Raw genomic sequence first — 21735 nt, 5'->3', positions numbered from 1 at the left:
AGATCCCCGCGATATTACGATCACGGATGGAAAGAATGACGAAACGAATCGCTGCAGTGACGGGCGGTATGGGCGGCCTTGGCGAAGCGATCAGCACGAAACTGCATGACGCCGGTTATGAGGTGGTCATCACGCACTCGCCGAACAACACGGGCGTAGCCGAATGGCTGGCTAGCATGGAAACTCAGGGCCGTACCTTTCGCGCATACCCAGTCGATGTGTCCGACTACGACTCCTGCCAGCACGGCGTGGCCAGAATTCGGGCTGAAGCCGGTCCTGTTGACGTCCTGGTGAACAACGCCGGGATCACGCAGGACAGATGGACAAGGTCAACTGGGACGCGGTCATTCGCACCAATCTGGATTCGGTCTTCAACATGACCAGGCCGTTGTGCGAAGAGATGGTCGCGCGCGGCTGGGGGCGCATCGTCAACATCTCCTCTGTCAACGGTTCGAAAGTTTCAGTCGGTCAGACCAACTACGCCGCAGGCAAGGCTGGCATGCACGGCTTCACCAAATCGCTGGCGCTGGAAGTGGCGCGTAAAGGCGTGACCGTCAATACGATTTCACCGGGCTACCTGGCGACGAAGATGGTCACGGCGATTCCGCAGGAGATCCTTGATACGAAGGTCCTGTCCCATATCCCGATGGGGCGTCTTGGCAAGCCCGAAGAAGTGGTGGCGCTCGTGCTTTACCTGTGCTCGGACGATGCCGGCTTCGTGACCGGTTCCAATATCGCGATCAACGGTGGCCAGCACATGCAGTAACAGGACGCGCGCGCCGGCCGGTTCGTGCAGGGAGACCGCACGAACCGGCGTGAACCATTCACGCAACACCCCTGTGCTTCCATGAGAGGAATGTGTCATGAGTGAAACCTGGATGGGCCTGATCATCGGGGGCTCGGCCCTCAGTATCGCGATGCTCATGGTGATTGGTCACTATCGCCGTGAGCGGACACGGGCAAGAATGCTACGGCATCTGAATCATCATGAGTGGTGGCATCAAACGCGCGGGCGAATGTGACCGCACTGCCCGTGCGGATAACCAGACACACACATCGGAGAGAGGGCTGGAGGATGACACACGAAATTGCCGGGCTATTAACCCAAAGGCCATCAGATCACGGTTCGTACGCCGCAGTCTGGCAGGTGCTGATGCCGGTCGCCCGTGACATCGAGCGCGTCCAGATTGTGACCAACCGCGAACGTGGTTTCGAGGACATGACGATATCGTTTGCAGAAACGTTCACCGGGTCGCTGAACACCGTTCTCAGGCAGTTCGAGAAGATGGCGTGGGTGGCCACTGCAGGGCTTTGCTAACCATTCCCGGTGCCGTGCGCGTGCGATGGGTCACGCCGAGGCGTCGGCCGGAGCACGTCGCGGTTCCGGGGGGGGCGCATGGTCGCTGTTCAGCGAGAGCACACGCGCATCTGTTGTTTGACAGAAACAGGCTCAACTGAAGCCTGGCGTACGGACCGGACCCAGTCGGTAACCCCATGAGAGACCTGGATGAAAACAACAATAGAAAAAGGACCCGGAGATGGGGAGAGCCCTTACACGCCCCGAACAGCCGAGGACGCGATTGCTGATCTCGAACGGATCCTGTCAGCGGATGGCGCAGATTCATTGTTCAGCAGGACCTACTGACGCGGACGTGTTCAGCAGGTGAGCGCTACACGAGGGCTGACTCCGCAGCAGCGCGCCAGGCTTGCGAGACTGCTTGAGTCTGTCCCTTCCCCGGTTCGGGGCGAAGAGCCCTCGTAGACCCGGTACCTGGGGCTGTAAGCCGGAACTGCCGAAATTTCCGTCATCCAAACCCCAGCCCGGCCAGGAGCGCGTCCAGATCGATCATGTTGCCGCCGCTCTGGACGGTGTAATGCCCGTTAGCAGGATGTGCCGCCAGGCCGCCGGCGACGTCTTGGTGATCAGCGCCACGGCCTTGGCGTTGCCGCTCGCCTCGCATTTCGGCAGCAGGTGCTAAAGGATGGCCGAGTTGTAGTAGATGATCGCGCTGGCGATCAGTCTGGCGCACTGGTTGCTAATCTCAATTTCGATGTCGGTGCGACCGGTCAACTCCTTCTTTCCACCGACCTGCGCAATGGTCGAGCGTACCTGGTGGAAGGACTCGATACGGTTCTGTGAGCGGTGCACGTTTCGTTCCAGTTGCGGATCACGCAGATAGCGCAACGTGTAGATGCTGCGGATGAGCTTGTCGAACTCGAATATCGCGCGCCGTGTCGGATTCGGCGCGGTGTAGGTGCACAGCTTGCGGATCAGCGTGCCCTGGGTCAGTTCCTTGAGGCCCAGCGTGGCGACGATCTGGTCGATGTTCGGCTTCTCGTTGATGATGAGCTGCCGGTCGATCTGGCCCACCGGACGGATCAGGCAAGCAAGAGGTCATCGACATCAAGCAGCGCCTGGAACTAGAGCGCAGTAGCGGCCTGTTCGTCGACTACGCCAAGGGCCGAAGGGTGAATGACCTTCGGCGACCTGCTGGCCGGTTACCTGCGCGAGTTATCGCTGATGGCGAGCCCGTTTTAGAAGGAAAACCCCGTACAACACGGAGCGGCGGGCAAGCGACGACCGGTGCCGGTCCTGATATAATTCGAATGTTAGACATTCGGGTGAGGGCCATTGTGATCAAGCGCAACAGTCATGTCGACATCAAGGCCGAGCGACCGGAGCTGGGGGCCGAACGCGGCGTTGCACAATATCAGCGTTTGGCTTCCTTACTGAGGCATCGGATCGCGAACGGCGATTACCCGCTCAGCACGCAGCTGCCGTCAATCACGCAACTGGCAAACGACTTTGGGGTCGCCGTCGTCTCTGTCCGGCAAGCGTACGAGCTGCTTTCCAGGGAAGGGCTGATCCGCAGCCAGCGGGGTGTTGGCACCCACGTGGCCGCGCTGCCCGCCGCCACCGGTGACATCGAACTGGCGATCAACGATCCGTTCGCCGCGCCGCATGCGCTTTCCTTCGAGATACTCGAAGTCCGGCGGCGCACTCTGGTGCCGCCGGAGCTGCTCGGGCCCAACGACTCGTCGGACGGCGAATACGTGTGCGTTCGTAAACTGCACACCTATTCCGGCGAGCCGTTCTGCTACGCCGAGATCTATGTGCCCACGCCGGTCTTCGAATCGCTGCCCAGGGACATCGCCAAGAAAAGGAAGCTGCTCGCCGCGGTGCTCGACGAACTGGGCACGCGCTGCAAACGCGTGCGGCAACGCCTAACCGTAATGCCCGCCGATTTTCCTCTGTGCGACATGCTGAAGATGCCGTTCGCCTCCCCCGTCGCGAAAATGTCGCGGCGCCTGGTCGACGGCAAAGGCAAATTGCTGTACGCCGGTGTCACCTGGTATCGGGGCGACCGCTACGTCTCGGAGATTGACTTCCCCGTGTCCGTATTGAAGAGCATGCCCGGCATCACCGAACCCCAGCCGGACTGGCCGGCGAGCGCAAGCGGGGCTGAAAGCTCTCGCTTGAACCTCAAGTAAACACCCATAAGCACAAACGTAACCACCGCAGACACCGAAAGCATCCGACTGGCAAGACCGAAAACGCCCGGCTTCGGCGTGTTCAGTGCTCGCGTCGTCGGTGTTTTCGGGTTCCCATCTTTGCGCGCTTGGTTGCGCTCCGTCGAGCGAATGTTACGTTAGCGGCGACCCCGAACTCATCCTGCTGGGTGCGCGAAATATCGCACCGCTTGGCGCCGCGCTCTCAGCCACACCCACATGAGACTCAGCAAAGCTAATTGTTTGCCCTAAACATTCCAATATTCGACATTTAGGTATAATGCCCACTCAGATACCTGGAGACCCGGCATGTCGATCCGACGCAATTCTTCTTTCTTCATCAGTGGCGAGTGGGTCGTACCTTCGACCTCTGACGTCGCCATCTGGCGGCCGACCGCTCGTGGGGCCTGCGCCTGTCTCGTCTCGCATCCGGGCACGGCGTTTTCCGGTGGCGCCGACATCAAGCAGTTCGGCACGCCCAAGACGATGGCCAAGCCCAAACTGAGGCCGGTCCACAGGAACGAGCCGCCAGGCATCCATGCCATCAACCTCGTCTGCAGGCGGGCGCCGGGCGGCGGCATGATTTCGCTGCCGCTCGGCAAGGGCATGGCGCAGATGCTGCTCGGCATGCCGGCCGAGGTGCCCGAAAGCCTGCTGCAGGAGCGCCCCGCATGAATTTCGATTTCTCCGACGACCAGCTGGCGATCCGCGACGCCGTCGAGGCCCTCTGCGCCGACTTCGGCGCCGATTACTGGCTCGAGCGCGACAGCGACGGGCGCTGGCCCAGCGAATTCTGCGACGCCGTTGCCCGCGGCGGGTGGTTCGGCGTGACGATGCCCAGGGAGCATGGCGGCGCCGGCCTCGGGATCGCGGCGGCCGCGATGGTGATGCGCACCATCGGCAAGCTCGGCTCGGCGGCCGTGTCGTCGGTGCATCTGAACCTGTTCGGCCCGCAGCCGGTGGTCGTGTTCGGCACGCAGGAGCAGAAGCGGCGCATGCTGCCGCCGCTGATCGACGGCTCGCATCGCGCCTGCTTCGGCGTGACGGAGCCCAACGTCGGCTCCGACACCACCCGCGTCAGAACCCTCGCCCGCCGCGCCGGCGACCGCTATGTCGTGCACGGCCAGAAGGTCTGGACCTCGACCGCGCAGCACGCCAACAAGATCCTGCTGGTGGCGCGCACGACGCCGATCGAGGAATGCGCGCGGCCGATGGACGGCGTCACGCTGTTCTACACCGACCTCGACCGCTCGCAGGTGCGCATCAGCGAGATCGAGAAGATGGCGCGCAAGGCCGTGGACTCGAACGAACTGTTCATCGACGGGCTGGAGATCCCTGTCGAGGATCGCATCGGCGAGGAAGGCCAGGGCTTCAAGTATTTGCTGCACGGCCTGAACCCGGAGCGCATCCTCGTCGCCGCTGCCGCGCTCGGTGCCGCGCAGACGGCACTCGAGCGTGCGACGGACTATGCCAAGGAACGCGTCGTGTTCGGGCGGCCGATCGGCAAGAACCAGGCGATCCAGCATCCGCTGGCCGAATGCTGGATGCGTCTGCAATCGGCAGAGCTGCTGATGTGGAAGGCCGCTGCGCTGTACGACGCGGGCAAGCCGTGCGGCGTCGAGGCCACTGCGGCCAAGTACCTGGCTGCGGAGGCCGGCTATGAGACGGCTTTGCGTGCCGTCCGTACGCACGGCGGATTCGGCTTCGCCAAGGAGTACCACGTCGAGCGCGGCTTGCGCGAAAGCGTGCTGCCCCTGCTCGCGCCGGTGACGCAGGAGCTCGCGCTGTGCTACGTCGCCGAGCAGGCCCTCGGATTGCCGAAATCGTATTGATCAGCGCAGCGCAAAACAGCCGCATCCAGGGCGTGGCAGGGCCACGCCCTACGACACCAATTCGGATCGATGCTGATATTGCTGGATGTTGCTGACGACGCCGCTCGCGGCAAAGGCCTGGGAGCGCGGCAAGGTCGAGACATTCGCCACGTTGCCCCCCGGTGAGGCGCATCCCGAGGGGATCGCCGTGGACCGCGAGGGCAACGTCTACGTTGTCACGGTGGCGGCGAACAAACCCAGGACAAGCGAGGGAACGCTCCTTGTGTTCGACCCGCTGGGCAAGCGCCTGCGCAGTGTCGGCATCAAGGGCTCGAGCAGGGTTGTTGCTCGACGTCGGCTTCCCTCCACAGACGGGTAAGTTGCTCGCGGTCGATTACGGGGCCGGGAAGGTCCTGAGCGTCGATCCCAACACGGGTGCCTCATCCGTGTTCATGACGGTCACGGACAAGCACTCCGGCCTCGACGGGATTACGTTCGACGCCGCCGGCAACGTGTACGTGACCGACGCCCACCAGGGCATGATCTGGAAAGTCGGACCCGACGGTGACGAAGCGTCGGCATGGGTCAACAGCCCACTGCTCAAGCCGACGAGGATACCGCCAACCACCGGCGCGAACGGTCTGGCGTTCAACAACAAGAAGACGGCCTTGTTCGTCACCAATACGGCGAACGACACCATTGTCAAGATACCGGTGACCGGCTCGACGCTCGAGCCCGGCACGCCTGAAGTCTTCGTCAACCGGATCGGCGGCGGCCCCGACGGTCTGAAAATCGACGAGCACGACAACCTCTGGATCGCGTGCAATCAATCCAATTTGATTCTCGTGCTCGAGCCGACGCAGGGCCGTGATCGCCAAGCTCGGCGATTTCTGCGGCATCGATCGCGATGGGGCACCCATCGGCTTTCTCTGGTCGAACAGCCTGGTATTCCACGGTGACGACGTGCTTGTCACCAACCTGTCGCTCGATGTAGAGGCAGCCATTTCGCAGCTTGCTGACGAGCTTGGCCTGGCGCATCTCGTGGCCCGGAATCTGCGGACCATCGATGGACCGTGGGCTCGCAAGGTAAAGGTCCACACGATCTCGAAAATCAAGAAGCGGATCCCGGCTTGACAAGGCGTCTTCTTTGCGCCTAATCTTCTAACATTGGACATTTAGATTTTTACTTCAACTGGAGGCCCGGCGATCACGGAACCCGATGGCGCTGCCGCCGCGCCCGCTCACGGCAAGGGTGCGCGTGCTTGCCGCCGGCGACGCCGCCATCGGCACGGTGCAGGCTTCCCCTCATCGACCACGAGACCGCTGGCGCGCGCTGGGTTTCCTTATCAAAGGGCGGCTTCCATCCACTGCTTTACATCCACTAACAGCAGGAGACAACTCATGAACGCAAGAATTCTCACGCAGCCCACCACGTCCACCGGCGCCCCGCTGCCGCTGCCCGCCCTGCCCCAGGACAAGCTCCTGACCGTCAACATCGAGCAGATCCCGCTGATCAGGGATGTCTTTCCGGGCATCCACATCAAGCCGCTGCGCCTGGACCTGGAGCGCGGCGAGTGGGTCTTCATGGCCATCGTGGAACCCGGTCGCTCCCTGCCGATTCACTACCACACCGGTACCGCGCAGGTGTGGACGATCCAGGGCTGCTGGATGTATCGCGAGTACCCCGACCAGCCGCAGACGGCGGGCTCCTACCTGTACGAGCCCGGCGGCTCGGTGCACACCTTCTACACCCCCGAGGACAACACCGAGGACACCATCACCATCGCCTGGATCGAAGGCGCGCAAGTCAGCTTCAACGAGGACGGCACGTTCCACTCGCTCAATGACGCGGTCTCCATCCGGTACGCGATCGAGGCCCTCGCGGCGGCGCGCGACATCGGACCGGTGCCCTACATCCGCGGCAATGGCGCCGACGTGGCCGGTTCCTGACCGGAAAGAGGAGCACGGATAGAATGGAAAACGACTCCAACCAAGGCGGCCCGCTCGCGGGCCTGCGCATCATCGACATCACCGAAGTCGTCATGGGACCTTCGGCCACGCAGATGCTGGCCGACCTGGGGGCCGATGTGATCAAGGTGGAACCGCCCGGCGGCGACATGCTGCGCGCAGTCGGGCCCGGCGGGCGCTCGGGTGCCGGCCCGCTGTTCCTCAACGTGAACCGCAACAAGCGCAGCATCGTGCTGGACCTGAAGCGGCCCGCCGGCAAGGAAGCGCTGCTGAAGCTGGCGCAGACGGCCGACGCGCTGGTCTACAACGTGCGGCCGCAGGCGATGAAGCGCCTCGGGCTGGATTACGAGGCGGTGCGGCAGATGAACGCGCGCATCATCTATGTCGGCACCTTCGGCTTCAGCCAGCGCGGCCGCTATGCGGACTCGCGCGCCTTCGACGACCTGATCCAGGCGGCAGTCGCCATCCCCGAGGCCAGCGTACGGGCCGGTTCCGACGTGCCGCGCTATGCCCCGCTCAACCTCTCGGACCGGGCGACGGGCCTGTACGCCTTCGGCGTGATCTGCGCGGCGCTGCTCGCGCGCGAACGCACCGGCCGCGGACAGGCGGTCGAGGTGCCGATGTTCGAGACGACCGCGCAGATGATGCTGGGCGACCATCTGTACGGCCACACGTTCGTCCCGCCGCGCGGCGGCTTCGGCTATCCGCGGCTGCTCAACCCGCAGCGCAGGCCGTACGCCACGCAGGACGGTCTGGTGTGCCTCGTTGTCTACACCGACGAACAGTGGAAGGCCTTCATGCGCGCGGTCGGCGAGGCCGAGCGGTTCGAGAGCGACCCGCGGTTTGCCGATGGTGAATCGCGCACGCAGCATGTCGAGGCGCTGTACGAGATCCTCTCCGACCAGCTGAAAACGAAGACCACGCAGCAATGGCGCGAGTTGCTGGAGCCGCTTGGCATCCCGCTGTTGCCGGCGCACACCTTCGAGTCGCTGATGGACGATCCGCACCTGCGGGACATCGGGTTCTTCCAGCAGCTTGACCATCCTACCGAGGGCGTTCTGCGCACCATGGCCGTGCCGAGCGAGTGGCCGCAGACGCCGCTGCCTCCGCTGCGCCCGCCGCCGCTGCTGGGCGAGCACAGCGCGCAAGTGCTGGGCGAGGCGGGCTACTCCGCGGAGCAGATTCGCGAGATGGTCGAGACCGGCGTGACGCAAGTGACGACGGCATCGGGCGAAGTGGAGGTTGCAACATGAAGAACGTTGTCAATGCCAGCCGGCAGGACGCCCGGCTGGTGCTCACCATCGACCGTCCGGAGCGCAGAAATGCCCTCAATGCGGAAGTGATCGGCGCCTTGCAGCAAGCCTTGGATGGCGTGAAGGCAGACGAGACGATCCGCGCCGTGGTGCTCACCGGCGCCGGGGACGAGGCGTTCTGCGCCGGCGCCGACCTGGGCGCAAATGCCTTCGCGTTCGACTACGCCACGCCGACCAGCGCCTATGCCGATCTGCTGCGCACGGCGCGCACGCTCGACGTGCCGCTCGTCGCGCGGGTCAACGGCGCCTGCATGGCCGGCGGCATGGGCCTGCTCGCGATGTGCGATCTCGCCATCGCCACCCCGCGCGCGATCTTCGGCCTGCCCGAGGCGAAAGTCGGCGTCTTTCCGATGCAGGTGCTCGCGGTGCTGCAGGCCCAGGTGCCGCAGCGCTGGCTCGCGCAAATGTGCCTGACGGGCGAGCCGATCGACGCCGCGCAGGCCCGCGACATCGGTTTGGTCAACGAGGTGGCGGACGATCTCGACGGCGCGCTTGAGCGCCTGCTGTCGCGCCTGCTTTCCAACTCGCCCACCGCGCTGCGGCGTGGCCTGTATGCGATGAAGGCGATGCGTTCGATGTCCTTCGAGGAGGCGATCGCATTCGGCGAAGGGCAGATCGGCCTGCTGGCGATGACGCAGGACGCGCGCGAGGGCCTGGCCGCATACAAGGACAAGAGGAAACCGCAATGGACCGGAAAGTGAAGCCGCAAGCCGCGGGAAAGGTAGTGCGCATCGGCGGCGCCTCGGGTTTCTGGGGCGACAGCAGCGTCGGGCCGGTGCAACTGGTGCGCACGGGCGGCATCGACTACCTGGTGTTCGACTATCTCGCCGAGCTGACGATGTCAATCCTCGCGGGCGCGCGCATGAAACGGCCGGAGGAAGGGTACGCCACCGACTTCGTCACCGTGGCGCTGCGCTCTGTGCTCAAGCAGGCCCGCGAGCAGGGCATCCGCATCGTCAGCAACGCCGGCGGCGTGAACCCGAAGGGCTGCGCCGCGGCGGTGCAGGCCCTGGCCGACGAGCTCGGCGTGAAGGTGCGTATCGCGATCGTCGAAGGCGACGACGTGCTACCGCTCGCTGCCGCGATGCGGGCGGCCGGCACGTTGGAAATGTCCAGCGGCGAGCCGATGCCGGAACGGCTGGTGACAGCCAATGCCTACCTCGGTGCGCTGCCGGTCGCGCGGGCGCTGGCCGCAGGCGCCGACATCGTCATCACCGGCCGCTGCGTCGACAGTGCGGTCACCCTCGGCGTGCTGATGCACGAGTTTGGCTGGGCGGCCGACGACTTCGACCGGCTCGCCGCGGGCAGCCTCGCCGGCCACATCATCGAATGCGGCTGCCAGGCGACGGGCGGGTTGCACACCGACTGGGCCAACGTGCCCGACTGGGCCAATATCGGCTATCCGATCGTCGAGTGCTGCGAAGACGGCAGCTTCGTCGTCGCCAAGCCGCCGGAAACCGGCGGGCTCGTCACGCCGGCGACGGTCGGGGAGCAACTTGTGTACGAGATAGGCGATCCGGCCAACTACCTGCTGCCGGATGTGGTGTGCGACTTCCGTCAGGTGCGCATGGAACAGCCCGAGCCGCATCGCGTGCTCGTGAGCGGCGCCCGCGGCCGCCCGCCGACCGGTACGTACAAGGTGAGCTCCACCGTGCCCGCCGGCTTCAAGGTGTCGGCGCAGCTCGCCATCGTCGGCATCGATGCCCCCGCCAAGGCGAAGCGCACTGGCGAGGCGCTGCTCGAGCGCGGCCGCCGGTTGCTGCGCGAGAGCGGGTTCGCGGATTTCCTGGCCACCCATATCGAGCTTCTCGGCACGGAGTCCGCTTACGGACCGCACGCCCGGTCCTTGCCGACGCGCGAAGTTGTGCTGCGCCTGACCGTGACGCATGCCAACCGGCGGGCGCTGGAGACGTTTAGCCGCGAGTTCGCCGCACCCGGCACCTCCTGGTCGCCGGGCACGACCGGCGCAGGTGGCCGCCCCTCGGTGGCGCCCGTGCTGCGGCAGTTCGCCTTTCTCATTTCGAAGGAGCAAGTGACGCCGACGGTCACACTGGGCGAGGAGACGTTTACCGCGACGCTGCCGCCGCTGCGACCCCAGGTCGCGCCGGAACCGCTTGCCCCCTCGGAGATCACGCTGCCCGACGGCCCGCGCAAGACCGTGCCGCTCGTGCAGATCGCCTTCGGGCGCAGCGGCGACAAGGGCGACACGTCCAACATCGGTCTGATCGCGCGCCATCCGGCGCTGCTGCCGGTACTGAAGGACCAGGTGACGCCCGAGCGCGTGAAGCAGTACCTCGGCCACCTGGTGCAGGGGTCGGTCCACCGATACGAGCTGCCTGGCATCAACGCCATCAACCTAGTGTGCGAGCGGGCGCTGGGCGGCGGCGGCATGGCTTCGCTGCGCAACGATCCGCTCGGCAAGGGCATGGCGCAGATGCTGCTCGACATGCCGGTCGAGGTGCCCGAGAGCCTGCTGCAGCCGTCGTGAACTTCGATTTCTCCGACGACCAGCTCGCGATCCGCGACGCCGTCGAGGCAATCTGCGCCGACTTCGGCGCGGACTACTGGCTCGAGCGCGACGGGCGCTGGCCCGGCGAGTTCTACGAGGCCGTCGCGCGGGGTGGCTGGTTCGGCGGACTCGGCTTCGCGCAGGAGTACCACGTCGAGCGCGGCCTGCGCGAAAGCCGTGCTGCCTCTGCTCGCGCCGGTAACGCAGGAACTCGCGCCGTGCTACGTCGCCGAGCAGGCGCTCGGATTGCCGAAGTCGTATTGATCGGCGCAGCGCAAGAGCGGCGCATCCAGGGCGCGGCAGAGCCACGCCTTGCGACACCAGCCGGATCAATCAATGGTGATCGATCACGACCGAGCTTGGGAAAGTGCGACATGAGAACGAACACCGCCAAGAGGAGAGTTTCATGAAGAGGTTTGAGGGTAAGGTCGTGATCGTGGTCGGCGCCGCAGGCAAAGACAACATGGGGCAATGCATTGCCCGACGCTTCGCCGGCGAGGGCGCCAGCGTGGTTGTGGCTGGACGACACGCGGAGCCGTTGGCTCAATTGGCCAGCGAAATCGGAGGCGCCAGCCGGCTTTGCGATTTCACGCGCAAGGAAGACATCGATGCGCTCGTCGCCTTCGCGCGCGAGCGCTACGGCCGCGTCGATGTCGGCATCAACGCCACGGGCTGGGGACTTCTCCGGCCGTTCGAAGACACGAGTGAAGAAGAACTGCAGGCGATCATGGATCTCCAGTTCAAGGCGCCGTTTCAGTTCATGCAGGCGCTCGTGAAAGCCATGAGGAAAAATTCGACGCCGGGGGGCTCGATCATCATGATCTCGTCGGCGACCGCGACGATCATGCTCGAGAACCATGCCGCCTATATGGGGACCAAGGCTGGCACCGACCATGTCGTGCGCTGTGTGGCCAACGAGTTCGGCCAATTCGGAATTCGCGCCAATTCGATCTCTCCTGGCATCACCCGCACGCCGATGTCGGGTGACGCCCTGAACATCCCCGAAATATTGCAGGCCTTCGAGGCCTGCTATCCGCTCGGACGCATTGGCACTGTGGACGACGTCGCCGAAGCGGCCCTGTGGTTGGCAAGCGACGCGTGCTTCATGACGGGACAGGACCTGCAGGTCAGTGGCGGCCTGACACTACGCCGCAATCCGACAATTACGGAAATGGGCGCTGCCTATGCCCGGGCCACGGCGCACCTGTCCGCATAATGTGACTCGCGAAGGGCTCCTGGCCGACGAGGGGCGACCGTGCCATCGATGCCGGTTCCGATAAATAAGACGCGTGAGAATGCGCAAGGAACGGGGTGAAGATGAAAACGAACGCGAGAGACAAGCGATGAGATGCATGCCAGTGGCGGAGGCATTTCCGTCGGCCATCCCTGGGGAATGACCGGGGCCCGCCTGGTCGGGCATGTCCTGGTCGAGGGCAAGCGCCGCGGTGCCAAGTACGTCGTGCTTACTATGTGCGTCGGCGGCGGCATGGGTGCCGCCAGCCTGTTCGAGGTGTGCTGACGGTGATGGGATCGTCCTGAGGCCGCGGGCACGTGCAAGCGATACAGCTTTCTGAGTTCTCAAAATTACGTGAAAGGAAATGGCATGAGCAACTTCACATTAACATCGCCTGAATTCAAGAATCAGGATCCGTTGCAACTCGTGCATGAGTTCGATGGCTACGACGGCACCGGCCAGAACCGTTCGCCCACGCTGCAATGGCAGGGCGCGCCTGAAGGCACCAAGAGTTTCGCGCTGACGCTGTACGACCCGGACGCGCCCACCGGCAGCGGCTTCTGGCACTGGATCCTGTTCGACATCGATTCGTCCGTCACCCAACTCGCCGAGGGCCTGGGCGCCACCGACGGCACTGACCTGGGCTCCAGCGGCACTCAGGCCGCCAACGACTACGGCACCATCGGCTACGGCGGTCCCTGCCCGCCCAAGGGCTTGCCCGCGCACCGCTACATCTTCACCGTGCACGCGCTGGGCGTGCCCAAGCTGGGGTTGCCAGCCAACGCGACCAACGCTGTGGTGCGCTTCTTCATCTACCAGAACACGCTCGCCACGGCTACGCTGACCGGCCTCTACAAACGCTAAGGGTGTGCCTTGCTGCGACTCTTTTAACGGCTCGCCAGCCTCAGCGCCGGAGGCAAAAGGCCGTGTGCGTGTGCTTCGGCGAAGAAGTTGGCGCAGGTTTTGAGAGAAGAAAGAGAGTCGAACCCGGCCTGTTCGGGCGTTGCCCGCCGTCACGGGCGACCTCGACCTGGCGATCAACAATCCGTTTGCCGCGCCAAAGGGGTTTGTCTTCGAGATACTCAAAGTCCGGCGCGGCACTCCGGTGTCCCAAGAACTGCTTGGGCCGGACGATCGGCCTGCCGACGAATACGTGTGCGTGCGCAAGCTGCACACCTATTCCGGCGAGCCGTTCTGCTACGCCGAGATTTACGTGCCCGCCCGGGTCTTCGAGACGCTGCCTAGGGATATCGCCAGGAATAGGAAGCTGCTCGCCACGGTGCTCGAAGAACCAGGAAATCATCCATCAGGGGCAAAACCGTCCCATTAGACTGTTTCCGCGCGGCTCCTTCCGCCTGCATATCGTTGTCGGAAATAGATGATCTTATGCCGTTTGTGAGGCGCTTTTGTCCTTATCAAGCTCTTGGCTTATCCAGAATCAGGGTACTTGACGAACCTTCTCGTTCATGCCTAAACTGTGCCTAACATTCTAATAATAGACATTTCAAATTTGGAGACTGCATGCGCATGAGCAACTTTTTCTTCCTGCTGGCCGCCAGGACGGGGCAGCCTGTCATCGTCGGCAACCGCCCCGCCGCTTCCGGCTTCACTGCAGGGAGCCAGCCGGAATGAAGACCGTCCCAACCGTGATCCGGGCGGCAGACCTTGCCGCCTACTCGCCGGCCAACCATACCGGCACCTCCAACGTGCGCGTGATCGGCCCCGAGACTGTCGGCGCGACGGCGCTCGAAGTGCTGGTCGGCACGATCGTGAAATCGCACGGCGCGCGCCCGCACGCGCATCCCCACCTGGAGCAATGCGCCTACATGATCGAGGGAACCGGCGAGTCGGGGGCGGAGGGCCGCGTGGAAGCGATGGAGCCCGGGACCTGGGCCTACGTGCCGGCAGGCGTGTTCCATTCGTTTCGCGTGACCAGCGACCAGCCCGGGCGTGTGCTGGTCGTCTATACGCCGCCGTATGGCGAGAACCCGGCGCACACGATCACGGAACCCGACGGCGCTGCGGCCTCGCCCGCTCACGGCAAGGTGCGCGTGCTTGCCGCCGGCGACGCCGCCACCGGCACGGTTCCCCTCATCGACCGCGAGACCGCTGGCGCGCGCTGGGTCGACATTGCGGCGCTGCGCATGCCTGCCGGCAGCGCATCGGTCTGCAGCACGGAGCCTGACGCCGAGCAGGTTCTCTACGTCGAAGACGGACGGATCGACGCACGTGTCGACGGGCAGGACTTCGGTCTCGCCCCGGGTGACTTCCTGTTTCTTCCGCGCGGGGCCGCGGCCTCCCTGCGCTGTTTGCCGGAGCAGCCTGCGTCCGGCTTCCTTATCAAAGGGCGGCTTCCATCCACTGCTTTACATCCACTAACAGCAGGAGACAACTCATGAACGCAAGAATTCTCACGCAGCCCACCACGTCCACCGGCGCCCCGCTGCCGCTGCCCGCCCTGCCCCAGGACAAGCTCCTGACCGTCAACATCGAGCAGATCCCGCTGATCAGGGATGTCTTTCCGGGCATCCACATCAAGCCGCTGCGCCTGGACCTGGAGCGCGGCGAGTGGGTCTTCATGGCCATCGTGGAACCCGGTCGCTCCCTGCCGATTCACTACCACACCGGTACCGCGCAGGTGTGGACGATCCAGGGCTGCTGGATGTATCGCGAGTACCCCGACCAGCCGCAGACGGCGGGCTCCTACCTGTACGAGCCCGGCGGCTCGGTGCACACCTTCTACACCCCCGAGGACAACACCGAGGACACCATCACCATCGCCTGGATCGAAGGCGCGCAAGTCAGCTTCAACGAGGACGGCACGTTCCACTCGCTCAATGACGCGGTCTCCATCCGGTACGCGATCGAGGCCCTCGCGGCGGCGCGCGACATCGGACCGGTGCCCTACATCCGCGGCAATGGCGCCGACGTGGCCGGTTCCTGACCGGAAAGAGGATTCACGACGCAGATCGAAGATCGCGGCATCGAAATCTACATTGATCCCACGGACGTGGCGGGTGACCCGCGCCACGTTGCATCGAACATCAAGCAGGCGGTACGCGACGCCGGGTTGTCCTGTTCGATCTGCGTCGCGCCGAACAAGTTGCTCGCGAAAATCGGCTCCGAACTCGACAAGCCGGACGGGCTGACGCTTCTGATGCACGCAGACGTCCCGGTACGGATATGGCAGTTATCCGTGCGCAAGGTCAACCGGATCGGTCCGAAGGCGACCGAACGGCTCGCTGCGCTCGGCATGGCGACGGTCGGCATCAAGCTGTTGTTCGCAGACTTCCAGACGGTCACACGCGACCTGACGCTTCCGGCACCGACTGCCGATGCTGGGGCGATACGGCGCGCGGCGGGCGCATACCTCAAGCGGGTAACGCTCAACCAGAGACTGCGCCTGCTCGGCGTGCGCGTCGGGCGTCGGGCGTCGAACGCAAAACGGGGTCCAGCCACAGGCCGTGGTTAACGGAAGCAGCGTCCAGGCACGTTGACGCATCGGGCGCCGGCTTGCACGGCGGCCGCGAACCAGGCCCAGTCGGCAGCCTTCCTGTTTCAAGGAGAGATTCGTTGCCAGCTACCGCCCTCACGCCACGCGGTCTGTTCCAACCGCGTATGTTCGTCGTCGCGACGGAGCACTCGTTGCCGGTCTGTGCAAGCGTCCACTCGTGATGCTCCTGCTTTCCATCAACGGTCGCCCCTTCCGGCTGACGTTGCCGGGCATTGCGACCGTCGAGGCAAACGCAGTACTGTTTGCGCCCCGGCAACTTCGTGCGCTTCGATCGTTGCCGCTTACTGCGGTCGGCAAGTCTATAAGCCCGCGCTGCGGGCCGATGCAATAGTACGGCTGCTCGAGTCGACATTCGCAGCCCTTGCTCTCGATGCATCAGTCCAGATCGAGGCGCAAGAGGTTGGGAAGCACGGCCTTACCATTATCGTCACAATGGCCGGTGCCGACGATGCCACCGTCGAAAAGGTCGATATCGAAATGAAGAAGTTTCTCTTCGAATACTCAATTCGGCGGGTGAACACTTTCCTGTCAGGCCGTTCCTAGTCCTCGCCTTCCACGCAAAGGAAGCGAGACCTCATTCCGCACTTTCTGAGGCGTCGCCATGCTCTCTACCCAGTATTTCGCGAAAGACCTGTTCAAAGGCAAAACCGTTTTTGTCACCGGCGGAGGCAGTGGCATCAATCTCGGTGTAGCGAAGAACTTCGCCGCGCTGGGCGCCAACATCGCCATCTGCGGGCGCACCCAAGAAAAACTCGACGCAGCAGCTGAGGAATTGCGCGCGTTCGGCACCGAGGTCTGCGCGGTCAGCGCCGATGTGCGCGACGGCGCGGCACTTGAAGCGGCGGTCGAGCAATCGAGAACGGAACTCGGTGCAATGGACGTACTGGTCTGCGGTGCCGCTGGCAACTTTCTCGCCCCTGCGGAGAAACTGTCGCTCAACGGTTTCAAGGCAGTCGTCGATATCGATCTGCTTGGATCTTTCAATGCGACTCGCAGCGCGTTTGAGCAGCTCAAGGGGACCAGAGGGACGATCCTGTATATATCGGCAGGCATGGCTTACATGCCTCATGCTTTTCAGGTCCATGTCGGCGCTGCGAAGGCGGGCATCGACATGATGATGAAGAACATCGCTCTCGAATGGGGAAGATTCGGCATCCGAGCCAACAGCATCGTGCCCGGTCCCATTGAAGAGACGGAAGGGCTCAAGCGCCTCTCCGATCCTGCGGAAAAGGAAAAACTGGTTGCCGCCGTTCCGCTACTTCGGACGGGAACCGTAGACGATATTGGTCAGCTAGCGGCATTTCTTTCATCGCCGCTCGCCTCTTACATCACCGGCTGCGTGGTAGTTTGCGATGGCGGTCAGAATCTACTGGGTTCTGCACTCTTCAACGCGACTGCAGAGCTAGTGCTGCGCGCGCAGCACGGATGAGCCGATTGTGTACTTTGAACGTAGGGACTTCCGACGCATGTCCTTTCTAGGTCCAGCGCATCTCCCTCCGGCAGCTTCCCGATCTCCGGTTCTGCATACTTGATCCAGTTGTGCTGGTCTGCTCCGGCATGTTCAGCGTGGCCGCCACTGCCGCCATGCTCTGCCTAGTCCTGACAAGCCGGACCGCCTCCAGCTTGAATTCGAGCGTGTACTGCGCCCGCTTTACCTTACCGGACATCTTCTGTTCTCCTTGCCTCAATTTTACCTTCAGCAAGAGATCCGTTTTCCGGGGGCAAGCTCACCAAGGGATCCCATTGCAAAGCCGAACTTCTCGGTGGCCTTGTCTGCCTGTTCGGGCAGCGCGCCTTCATCGAGCAGGTAGCCGGCCTCGCAGACGTACGGTTTCACCATGCGCTTGCCGACGAAGGCATCGCACACGCCCAACACCACGGCAGTTTTCTTGATCACCTTGGCCAGCTTTATCACCGGGCAAGGACCGAGCACAATCCGGGCAGGAGGCGCGGCCACGCAATAGCGCCTTAACCCTTTTACCGGTAAGACCAGAAGCAGCGTGACAGGGACTCGCCAACGCACACCGGCTGGCTCGCCCCTTTGCGTTCGATGAGTGGGGCACGCGTACTTTTAGTGCGGCAACCGGCGGTGGCAGGCCTTCGAGCCAAACTCCTATGAGGAATAGGACGCACGAAGTGTTCTTCGCGAGCGCCCAACGCTCGGGCAGCAGAGAATGGGCGTATGGTGGGAGGATCCGCTCCCTCCCTCCATAGTGAAGGCGATTTCCAGGCGCCTGGTACACGCGAAAGCAGCGCGGTGCTCGTCCGGCGGGACGCCTTGCTGCCTTCTCTGGAGTTGCATGATGATTCACGATTCCGCTGAAGAACCCGGCAGCGATACCAGCATCGGTAGCACGCGTCACTCCTTCACCGGGGATGAAATGGAACGCGCGCCACTCTTTGGCACCCCCCGCCACTGGGCCACCGGCGAAATGCTGAATAAGCTACTCTATGCTCTCACCGCGGATGAAATGGAACGCGTGCGGCGCTTTGGCACCCCTCGCCACTGGGCCACGGGTGAAATGCTGATCGAGGCTGGTCACCCCGTGCCGGGGCTGATCCTCATGCTGAGCGGCGCAGCGAGTGTGGCCCGCCGGGACGGGCTGGGCCGGTCCGAGGTTGTGGCCGAGCACTGCATGGGCCATTTCGTGGGGGACGTCGGTCAGTTGTCGGGCCAGCACGCGATTGTCGATGTCGCTGCGCTCGAACCCATTGACGGGCTCGTGATTCCGCCGGACCAACTGCGCGCGCTCATCAACGGCGAGGCGGAGCTGGGCGGGCGCATCCTGCATACGCTTATCCTGCGGCGCATTGCGGCCATCGAAGCGGGTGCAGGGCCGATGTTGATCGGGGACAGCCACGACGCACGGCTGCACGACCTGTGCGTGTTCCTCACCCGCAACGCGCATCCGCACAGCGTTCGCGATGCGGCCACGGACTGCGAAGCGCGCCTGCTCATCGAGCAGCTGGGCGCGGCGCCCGGCGATCTGCCGCTCGCGATATGCCCCGACGGCACAATTCTGCGCTCGCCGAGCGACACGCAGCTTGCCATGGCGCTCGGGTACCTGTCCGACCTCGACGCGTCGCAGGTCTACGACGTCGCGATCGTTGGCGCCGGTCCCGCGGGGCTCGCCGCGGCTGTCTATGCCGCATCAGAAGGGCTGTCCGTGCTTGTGCTCGATTGTCGAGCGTTCGGCGGACAGGCCGGTGCAAGCGCCAAAATCGAAAACTATCTCGGTTTTCCGACGGGCATCTCGGGCCAGGAACTCGCGGGCCGCGCGTTCACGCAAGCCAACAAGTTCGGCGCACGCATCGCCATTCCCGTGGAAGTGACGGCGCTGCATTGCGGCAAGCAGCCGTATTCGCTCGACACGCGCGGCGGCGGCTCGGTGCTCTCGCGCACGGTGGTCATCGCGAGCGGGGCGATCTACCGGCGGCCGGCCATCGCGGGCCTCGAAGCCTTCGAAGGGCACGGGGTCTACTACTGGGCCTCGCCGCTCGAAGCACGCATGTGTAAGGACGCCGAGGTGGCGCTCGTGGGCGGCGGCAATTCGGCAGGTCAAGCCATCGTCTTTCTCGCGGGGCACGCGGCGCACGCGCATGTTCTGATTCGCAGGGACAGCTTCGAGGCGACGATGTCACGCTACCTCATCGATCGCATCGCCGGCTTGCCGAACGTGACGGTGCATCCGCATACCGAAGTCGAGCGGCTCGAGGGGGATGCCACCGGGCTTGCGTCGGTTGTGCTGAAAGCGCCGCTCGAAGGCGGCGCCGCACGTCTTGACGTGCAGCATCTGTTCCTCTTCACGGGCGCCGATCCCAATACCGATTGGCTGCGCACGTGCGGCGTCGAACTCGATGCGCACGGGTTCGTGCTGACCGGCGCGGCGGTGCCCGCGGGCGAGCGGCGGCGCGCCGGGGACGCGACATCTGCCAATCTGATGACAAGCGTGGAAGGCGTATTCGCGGTCGGCGATGCACGGGCCGGTTCGATGAAGCGTGTGGCGACCGCGGTCGGTGAGGGGGCGGCCGTCGTCGCACAAATTCATGCGCTGCTCGTGAACATCGGAGCGGACTCGCTCGGGATCGGGCCGCGGGGTTGATGCTGCGAGCGTTTCTTTCGGAACGCCCGTTCCGTTGTTGAGTACCCTGCCAGACCTTGATCGGCGTGTGCCGGTCCACGTCGAGCGCTTCCAGCGCGGCTAGATTGGCGCTGCTTTTATCCACAGTAATCAGCGATCACGCGTTCAACCGAAGCTGCCGATCGCCATCAGCCGGAATCCGTGATCGGCGTACCCTCGATCAATTTGCGACGGTAGATCGGTCTTGGCCAGATGCGGGTTTGCGAGTCGGCCCAGTTCTTCGCCGGTCCGAACACCCTGTCAATGGCAACGTTTGGGTTGTGCGAGCATAAGCGTTTTGCCGACCCACTATAGATTCTCCGTTCACCCAGATGCGCAAGCCGGAACTTGGCGCGGTCTCCGATGTCGGGTTTCCTCGACCTGCACGGGCCGCTCAGCGCACGCATCAGCGTGGACTTGCCCACACAATTGCGACCGATCAACGCGATTATCTCTCCCCGCGTCACTGTCATGGAGACGCAATCAAACACCTTGCCGCCGCCATAGCCGCACTCGATGCCGGACACCTGTGGCAAGCCTTACCGCGACAAAACCTTGAGGGCTACGTCGATCTTCCGAAGCGCGTCTTCGGTGATCAGGCCGTTGGAGAACTTCGCGACGGTAGACAGCCCCATGCCTTGTGCCATGCCGATTTGCGGGTAGGACCAAAAACCGGGTAAATGCTGCTCGATGATCGCTTTCGTCGTGTCGTTGCCGAGCAAGTCGCGGACGGTCGATTCAATGGAATAGGGCATCGATAGTCTCGTCAGGTTGTGATCTTCGGAGCGGGACGGCTGCGCGTCAGCGGACGCGCGACTGGCCTGCAGCGGTTCCCGGTCATGCGGATTCGCCGTCTGGCAGGCTGTCAGCGGCGATAGCGCGTCGAAGTGTCCCTGTCGCTTTCCCTGCCAGGCCGAAATTGCCTCGGCAAGATCCTGGGTGTCGAAGATGGCGCTCTGGAGCAAGGCCATATGTCGCAGAGATTCGGACGTACTATGATCGCGCGCGAAATTGATCGCAGTCTTGCACCCGGCAACGGCCAGCGGGGACTTCGACGCGATGGTTCGGGCCAGCTCCATCGCGTGCCGGAGCAGCGCCTCGGCATCGGGCAACACGGCATTCACCAGGCCGACTGCCAATGCACGCTCGGCGCTCAACCGCTCACTGGTGTAGGCCATCTGGCGAGCCACGCCGGCGGGAATGATCTTCGGCAGGCGCTGAAGCACACCGAGGTCAGCCGTCATGCCGAGATGGGTTTCCTGCAGTGCGAAGAATGCATTGGTCGTGCAAGTGCGAATGTCGCAGGCGACGGCGAGATCGAGGCCTCCGCCGATGCAGCCGCCCTGAATTGCGCAGATGACGGGAAACCGGACCTGATCGAGCGTATCGAAGCAATCCATCAGATTTCTCAACGCGTGCTGGAAACCCAACCGGGCCCGTGGACTGCTGTTGTCAAACACATCCGTCGTGCCGGTGAACACGTCGAGCGCCATGCCGGCCGAAAAATGCTTTCCGGTGGAACTGATGACCAGGGCACGAGTGTCGCCCGCGTCATCGAGCGCCAGCACGGCGTCGCGCAACCCGGTGAAGAAGGTCGGGCCCATCGTATTGAGCCGGTCGGGGCGGTTTAGTTGGAGATGTGCGATGCCGGATTCGTTGCTGATCTGAAAGTATTCGTTATGCATGGATAGCCTCAAGAAGTCTGTCGGGAGTCTGCGGCGATTTTCCCAGTCAGTAGCCAATGGACGACGGATG

At 63.8% G+C, this 21735-nt stretch carries 22 protein-coding genes and 7 pseudogenes; 23 read left to right on the top strand and 6 right to left on the bottom strand.

What is annotated here, in order from left to right; genetic code table 11:
• Positions 1 to 35 precede the first annotated feature (35 nt).
• The 3 genes and pseudogenes from phbB (at position 36) to WN982_RS25810 (ending at position 1318) form a co-directional block, all read left to right on the top strand.
• Positions 36 to 766: pseudogene (phbB, locus tag WN982_RS25820) on the top strand (acetoacetyl-CoA reductase).
• A 97-nt stretch (positions 767 to 863) separates the two neighbouring features.
• Positions 864 to 1022 (top strand): hypothetical protein, encoded by a 159-nt coding sequence (locus WN982_RS25815; protein ID WP_341318458.1) that lies wholly within the window; start codon positions 864 to 866, stop codon positions 1020 to 1022.
• A 53-nt stretch (positions 1023 to 1075) separates the two neighbouring features.
• Positions 1076 to 1318, top strand: a complete 243-nt coding sequence (locus tag WN982_RS25810) for a hypothetical protein (RefSeq protein WP_341318457.1) — start codon at positions 1076 to 1078, stop codon at positions 1316 to 1318.
• Positions 1319 to 1805: 487 nt separating this feature from the next.
• On the opposite strand, the pseudogene WN982_RS25805 reads toward WN982_RS25810, so the two are convergent.
• Positions 1806 to 2386: pseudogene (locus tag WN982_RS25805) on the bottom strand (Tn3 family transposase); the annotation flags it as partial.
• Between the two features lie 248 nt (positions 2387 to 2634).
• On the opposite strand from WN982_RS25805, the gene WN982_RS25800 reads away from it, so the two are divergent.
• The 19 genes and pseudogenes from WN982_RS25800 (at position 2635) to WN982_RS25710 (ending at position 17288) form a co-directional block, all read left to right on the top strand.
• Positions 2635 to 3492, top strand: a complete 858-nt coding sequence (locus WN982_RS25800; RefSeq protein WP_341318456.1) for a GntR family transcriptional regulator — start codon at positions 2635 to 2637, stop codon at positions 3490 to 3492.
• Positions 3493 to 3819: 327 nt separating this feature from the next.
• Complete coding sequence (locus WN982_RS25795; RefSeq protein WP_341318455.1) at positions 3820 to 4185, top strand: hypothetical protein; 366 nt, start codon at positions 3820 to 3822, stop codon at positions 4183 to 4185.
• The gene (locus WN982_RS25790) at positions 4182 to 5342 is read left to right on the top strand and encodes an acyl-CoA dehydrogenase family protein (RefSeq protein ID WP_341318454.1); all 1161 of its coding nucleotides are present in this window, start codon (positions 4182 to 4184) and stop codon (positions 5340 to 5342) included. Before WN982_RS25795 ends, WN982_RS25790 begins: the two co-directional genes overlap by 4 nt.
• 85 nt (positions 5343 to 5427) lie before the next feature.
• Positions 5428 to 5700: a hypothetical protein gene (locus WN982_RS25785; protein WP_341318453.1), complete on the top strand. Its 273-nt coding sequence runs from the start codon at positions 5428 to 5430 to the stop codon at positions 5698 to 5700.
• Positions 5666 to 6280, top strand: coding sequence for an SMP-30/gluconolactonase/LRE family protein (locus tag WN982_RS25780; RefSeq protein WP_341318452.1), 615 nt, complete (start codon positions 5666 to 5668; stop codon positions 6278 to 6280). The genes WN982_RS25785 and WN982_RS25780 overlap by 35 nt, the downstream gene beginning before the upstream one ends.
• Positions 6189 to 6455 carry a hypothetical protein gene (locus WN982_RS25775; protein ID WP_341319601.1) on the top strand — a complete coding sequence of 89 codons (267 nt, stop codon included), beginning with the start codon at positions 6189 to 6191 and terminating at the stop codon, positions 6453 to 6455. Before WN982_RS25780 ends, WN982_RS25775 begins: the two co-directional genes overlap by 92 nt.
• 267 nt (positions 6456 to 6722) lie before the next feature.
• Positions 6723 to 7271 (top strand): 2,4'-dihydroxyacetophenone dioxygenase family protein, encoded by a 549-nt coding sequence (locus WN982_RS25770; protein ID WP_341318443.1) that lies wholly within the window; start codon positions 6723 to 6725, stop codon positions 7269 to 7271.
• Positions 7272 to 7294: 23 nt separating this feature from the next.
• A complete protein-coding gene (locus WN982_RS25765; RefSeq protein WP_341318451.1) occupies positions 7295 to 8542 on the top strand; it encodes a CoA transferase in 1248 nt (415 codons plus the stop codon).
• Complete coding sequence (locus WN982_RS25760; protein ID WP_341318450.1) at positions 8539 to 9303, top strand: enoyl-CoA hydratase-related protein; 765 nt, start codon at positions 8539 to 8541, stop codon at positions 9301 to 9303. The genes WN982_RS25765 and WN982_RS25760 overlap by 4 nt, the downstream gene beginning before the upstream one ends.
• Positions 9288 to 11090, top strand: coding sequence for an acyclic terpene utilization AtuA family protein (locus WN982_RS25755; protein WP_341318449.1), 1803 nt, complete (start codon positions 9288 to 9290; stop codon positions 11088 to 11090). The genes WN982_RS25760 and WN982_RS25755 overlap by 16 nt, the downstream gene beginning before the upstream one ends.
• Positions 11087 to 11521, top strand: a complete 435-nt coding sequence (locus tag WN982_RS25750; protein WP_341318448.1) for a hypothetical protein — start codon at positions 11087 to 11089, stop codon at positions 11519 to 11521. Before WN982_RS25755 ends, WN982_RS25750 begins: the two co-directional genes overlap by 4 nt.
• 20 nt (positions 11522 to 11541) lie before the next feature.
• Positions 11542 to 12327, top strand: coding sequence for an SDR family oxidoreductase (locus tag WN982_RS25745; RefSeq protein ID WP_341318447.1), 786 nt, complete (start codon positions 11542 to 11544; stop codon positions 12325 to 12327).
• Between the two features lie 126 nt (positions 12328 to 12453).
• Positions 12454 to 12630: pseudogene (locus WN982_RS25740) on the top strand (acetyl-CoA C-acyltransferase); the annotation flags it as partial.
• Positions 12631 to 12714: 84 nt separating this feature from the next.
• Positions 12715 to 13209 (top strand): YbhB/YbcL family Raf kinase inhibitor-like protein, encoded by a 495-nt coding sequence (locus WN982_RS25735; protein WP_341318446.1) that lies wholly within the window; start codon positions 12715 to 12717, stop codon positions 13207 to 13209.
• Between the two features lie 139 nt (positions 13210 to 13348).
• Positions 13349 to 13675, top strand: coding sequence for a hypothetical protein (locus WN982_RS25730; protein ID WP_341318445.1), 327 nt, complete (start codon positions 13349 to 13351; stop codon positions 13673 to 13675).
• A 298-nt stretch (positions 13676 to 13973) separates the two neighbouring features.
• A complete protein-coding gene (locus WN982_RS25725) occupies positions 13974 to 14744 on the top strand; it encodes a cupin domain-containing protein (RefSeq protein ID WP_341318444.1) in 771 nt (256 codons plus the stop codon).
• Positions 14741 to 15289: a 2,4'-dihydroxyacetophenone dioxygenase family protein gene (locus WN982_RS25720; RefSeq protein ID WP_341318443.1), complete on the top strand. Its 549-nt coding sequence runs from the start codon at positions 14741 to 14743 to the stop codon at positions 15287 to 15289. The genes WN982_RS25725 and WN982_RS25720 overlap by 4 nt, the downstream gene beginning before the upstream one ends.
• 12 nt (positions 15290 to 15301) lie before the next feature.
• Positions 15302 to 15817 (top strand): annotated as a pseudogene (locus WN982_RS25715) (hypothetical protein); the annotation flags it as partial.
• 643 nt (positions 15818 to 16460) lie between these two features.
• On the top strand, positions 16461 to 17288 hold the full coding sequence (locus WN982_RS25710) for an SDR family oxidoreductase (protein ID WP_341318442.1): 828 nt from the start codon (positions 16461 to 16463) through the stop codon (positions 17286 to 17288).
• A 71-nt stretch (positions 17289 to 17359) separates the two neighbouring features.
• On the opposite strand, the pseudogene WN982_RS25705 reads toward WN982_RS25710, so the two are convergent.
• Both WN982_RS25705 and WN982_RS25700 read right to left on the bottom strand, forming a co-directional pair.
• Positions 17360 to 17526, bottom strand: a pseudogene (locus tag WN982_RS25705) (transposase); the annotation flags it as partial.
• 53 nt (positions 17527 to 17579) lie between these two features.
• A pseudogene (locus WN982_RS25700) lies at positions 17580 to 17774 on the bottom strand (3-hydroxyacyl-CoA dehydrogenase family protein); the annotation flags it as partial.
• Positions 17775 to 18240: 466 nt separating this feature from the next.
• Between WN982_RS25700 and WN982_RS25695 the strand changes: the two are divergent.
• Positions 18241 to 19962, top strand: coding sequence for an FAD-dependent oxidoreductase (locus WN982_RS25695; RefSeq protein ID WP_341319422.1), 1722 nt, complete (start codon positions 18241 to 18243; stop codon positions 19960 to 19962).
• Here the strand turns inward: WN982_RS25695 and WN982_RS25690 are convergent.
• The 3 genes and pseudogenes from WN982_RS25690 to WN982_RS25680 form a co-directional block, all read right to left on the bottom strand.
• Positions 19961 to 20092 (bottom strand): annotated as a pseudogene (locus WN982_RS25690) (IS6 family transposase); the annotation flags it as partial. The gene WN982_RS25695 and the pseudogene WN982_RS25690 overlap by 2 nt on opposite strands.
• A gap of 37 nt (positions 20093 to 20129) precedes the next feature.
• Positions 20130 to 20507 (bottom strand): ATP-binding cassette domain-containing protein, encoded by a 378-nt coding sequence (locus tag WN982_RS25685; protein ID WP_341318441.1) that lies wholly within the window; start codon positions 20505 to 20507, stop codon positions 20130 to 20132.
• A 12-nt stretch (positions 20508 to 20519) separates the two neighbouring features.
• Positions 20520 to 21665, bottom strand: coding sequence for an enoyl-CoA hydratase-related protein (locus WN982_RS25680; protein WP_341318440.1), 1146 nt, complete (start codon positions 21663 to 21665; stop codon positions 20520 to 20522).
• Positions 21666 to 21735: the final 70 nt, after the last annotated feature.

Source organism: Paraburkholderia sp. IMGN_8 (assembly GCF_038050405.1).
GTDB lineage: Bacteria > Pseudomonadota > Gammaproteobacteria > Burkholderiales > Burkholderiaceae > Paraburkholderia.
Note: the sequence above shows the minus strand (reverse complement) of the source record. Positions and strands in the feature narration are given on the sequence as shown.

Bases quoted from the DNA above. Each gene is read 5' to 3' on its own strand.
- WN982_RS25795 (WP_341318455.1), top strand. From the start codon at position 3,820: ATGTCGATCCGACGCAATTCTTCTTTCTTCATCAGTGGCGAGTGGGTC.
- WN982_RS25755 (WP_341318449.1), top strand. From the start codon at position 9,288: ATGGACCGGAAAGTGAAGCCGCAAGCCGCGGGAAAGGTAGTGCGCATC.
- WN982_RS25760 (WP_341318450.1), top strand. From the start codon at position 8,539: ATGAAGAACGTTGTCAATGCCAGCCGGCAGGACGCCCGGCTGGTGCTC.
- WN982_RS25790 (WP_341318454.1), top strand. From the start codon at position 4,182: ATGAATTTCGATTTCTCCGACGACCAGCTGGCGATCCGCGACGCCGTC.
- WN982_RS25710 (WP_341318442.1), top strand. From the start codon at position 16,461: ATGCTCTCTACCCAGTATTTCGCGAAAGACCTGTTCAAAGGCAAAACC.
- WN982_RS25720 (WP_341318443.1), top strand. From the start codon at position 14,741: ATGAACGCAAGAATTCTCACGCAGCCCACCACGTCCACCGGCGCCCCG.
- WN982_RS25785 (WP_341318453.1), top strand. From the start codon at position 5,428: ATGTTGCTGACGACGCCGCTCGCGGCAAAGGCCTGGGAGCGCGGCAAG.
- WN982_RS25695 (WP_341319422.1), top strand. From the start codon at position 18,241: ATGGAACGCGCGCCACTCTTTGGCACCCCCCGCCACTGGGCCACCGGC.
- WN982_RS25725 (WP_341318444.1), top strand. From the start codon at position 13,974: ATGAAGACCGTCCCAACCGTGATCCGGGCGGCAGACCTTGCCGCCTAC.
- WN982_RS25770 (WP_341318443.1), top strand. From the start codon at position 6,723: ATGAACGCAAGAATTCTCACGCAGCCCACCACGTCCACCGGCGCCCCG.
- WN982_RS25680 (WP_341318440.1), bottom strand. From the start codon at position 21,665: ATGCATAACGAATACTTTCAGATCAGCAACGAATCCGGCATCGCACAT.
- WN982_RS25815 (WP_341318458.1), top strand. From the start codon at position 864: ATGAGTGAAACCTGGATGGGCCTGATCATCGGGGGCTCGGCCCTCAGT.
- WN982_RS25765 (WP_341318451.1), top strand. From the start codon at position 7,295: ATGGAAAACGACTCCAACCAAGGCGGCCCGCTCGCGGGCCTGCGCATC.
- WN982_RS25735 (WP_341318446.1), top strand. From the start codon at position 12,715: ATGAGCAACTTCACATTAACATCGCCTGAATTCAAGAATCAGGATCCG.
- WN982_RS25810 (WP_341318457.1), top strand. From the start codon at position 1,076: ATGACACACGAAATTGCCGGGCTATTAACCCAAAGGCCATCAGATCAC.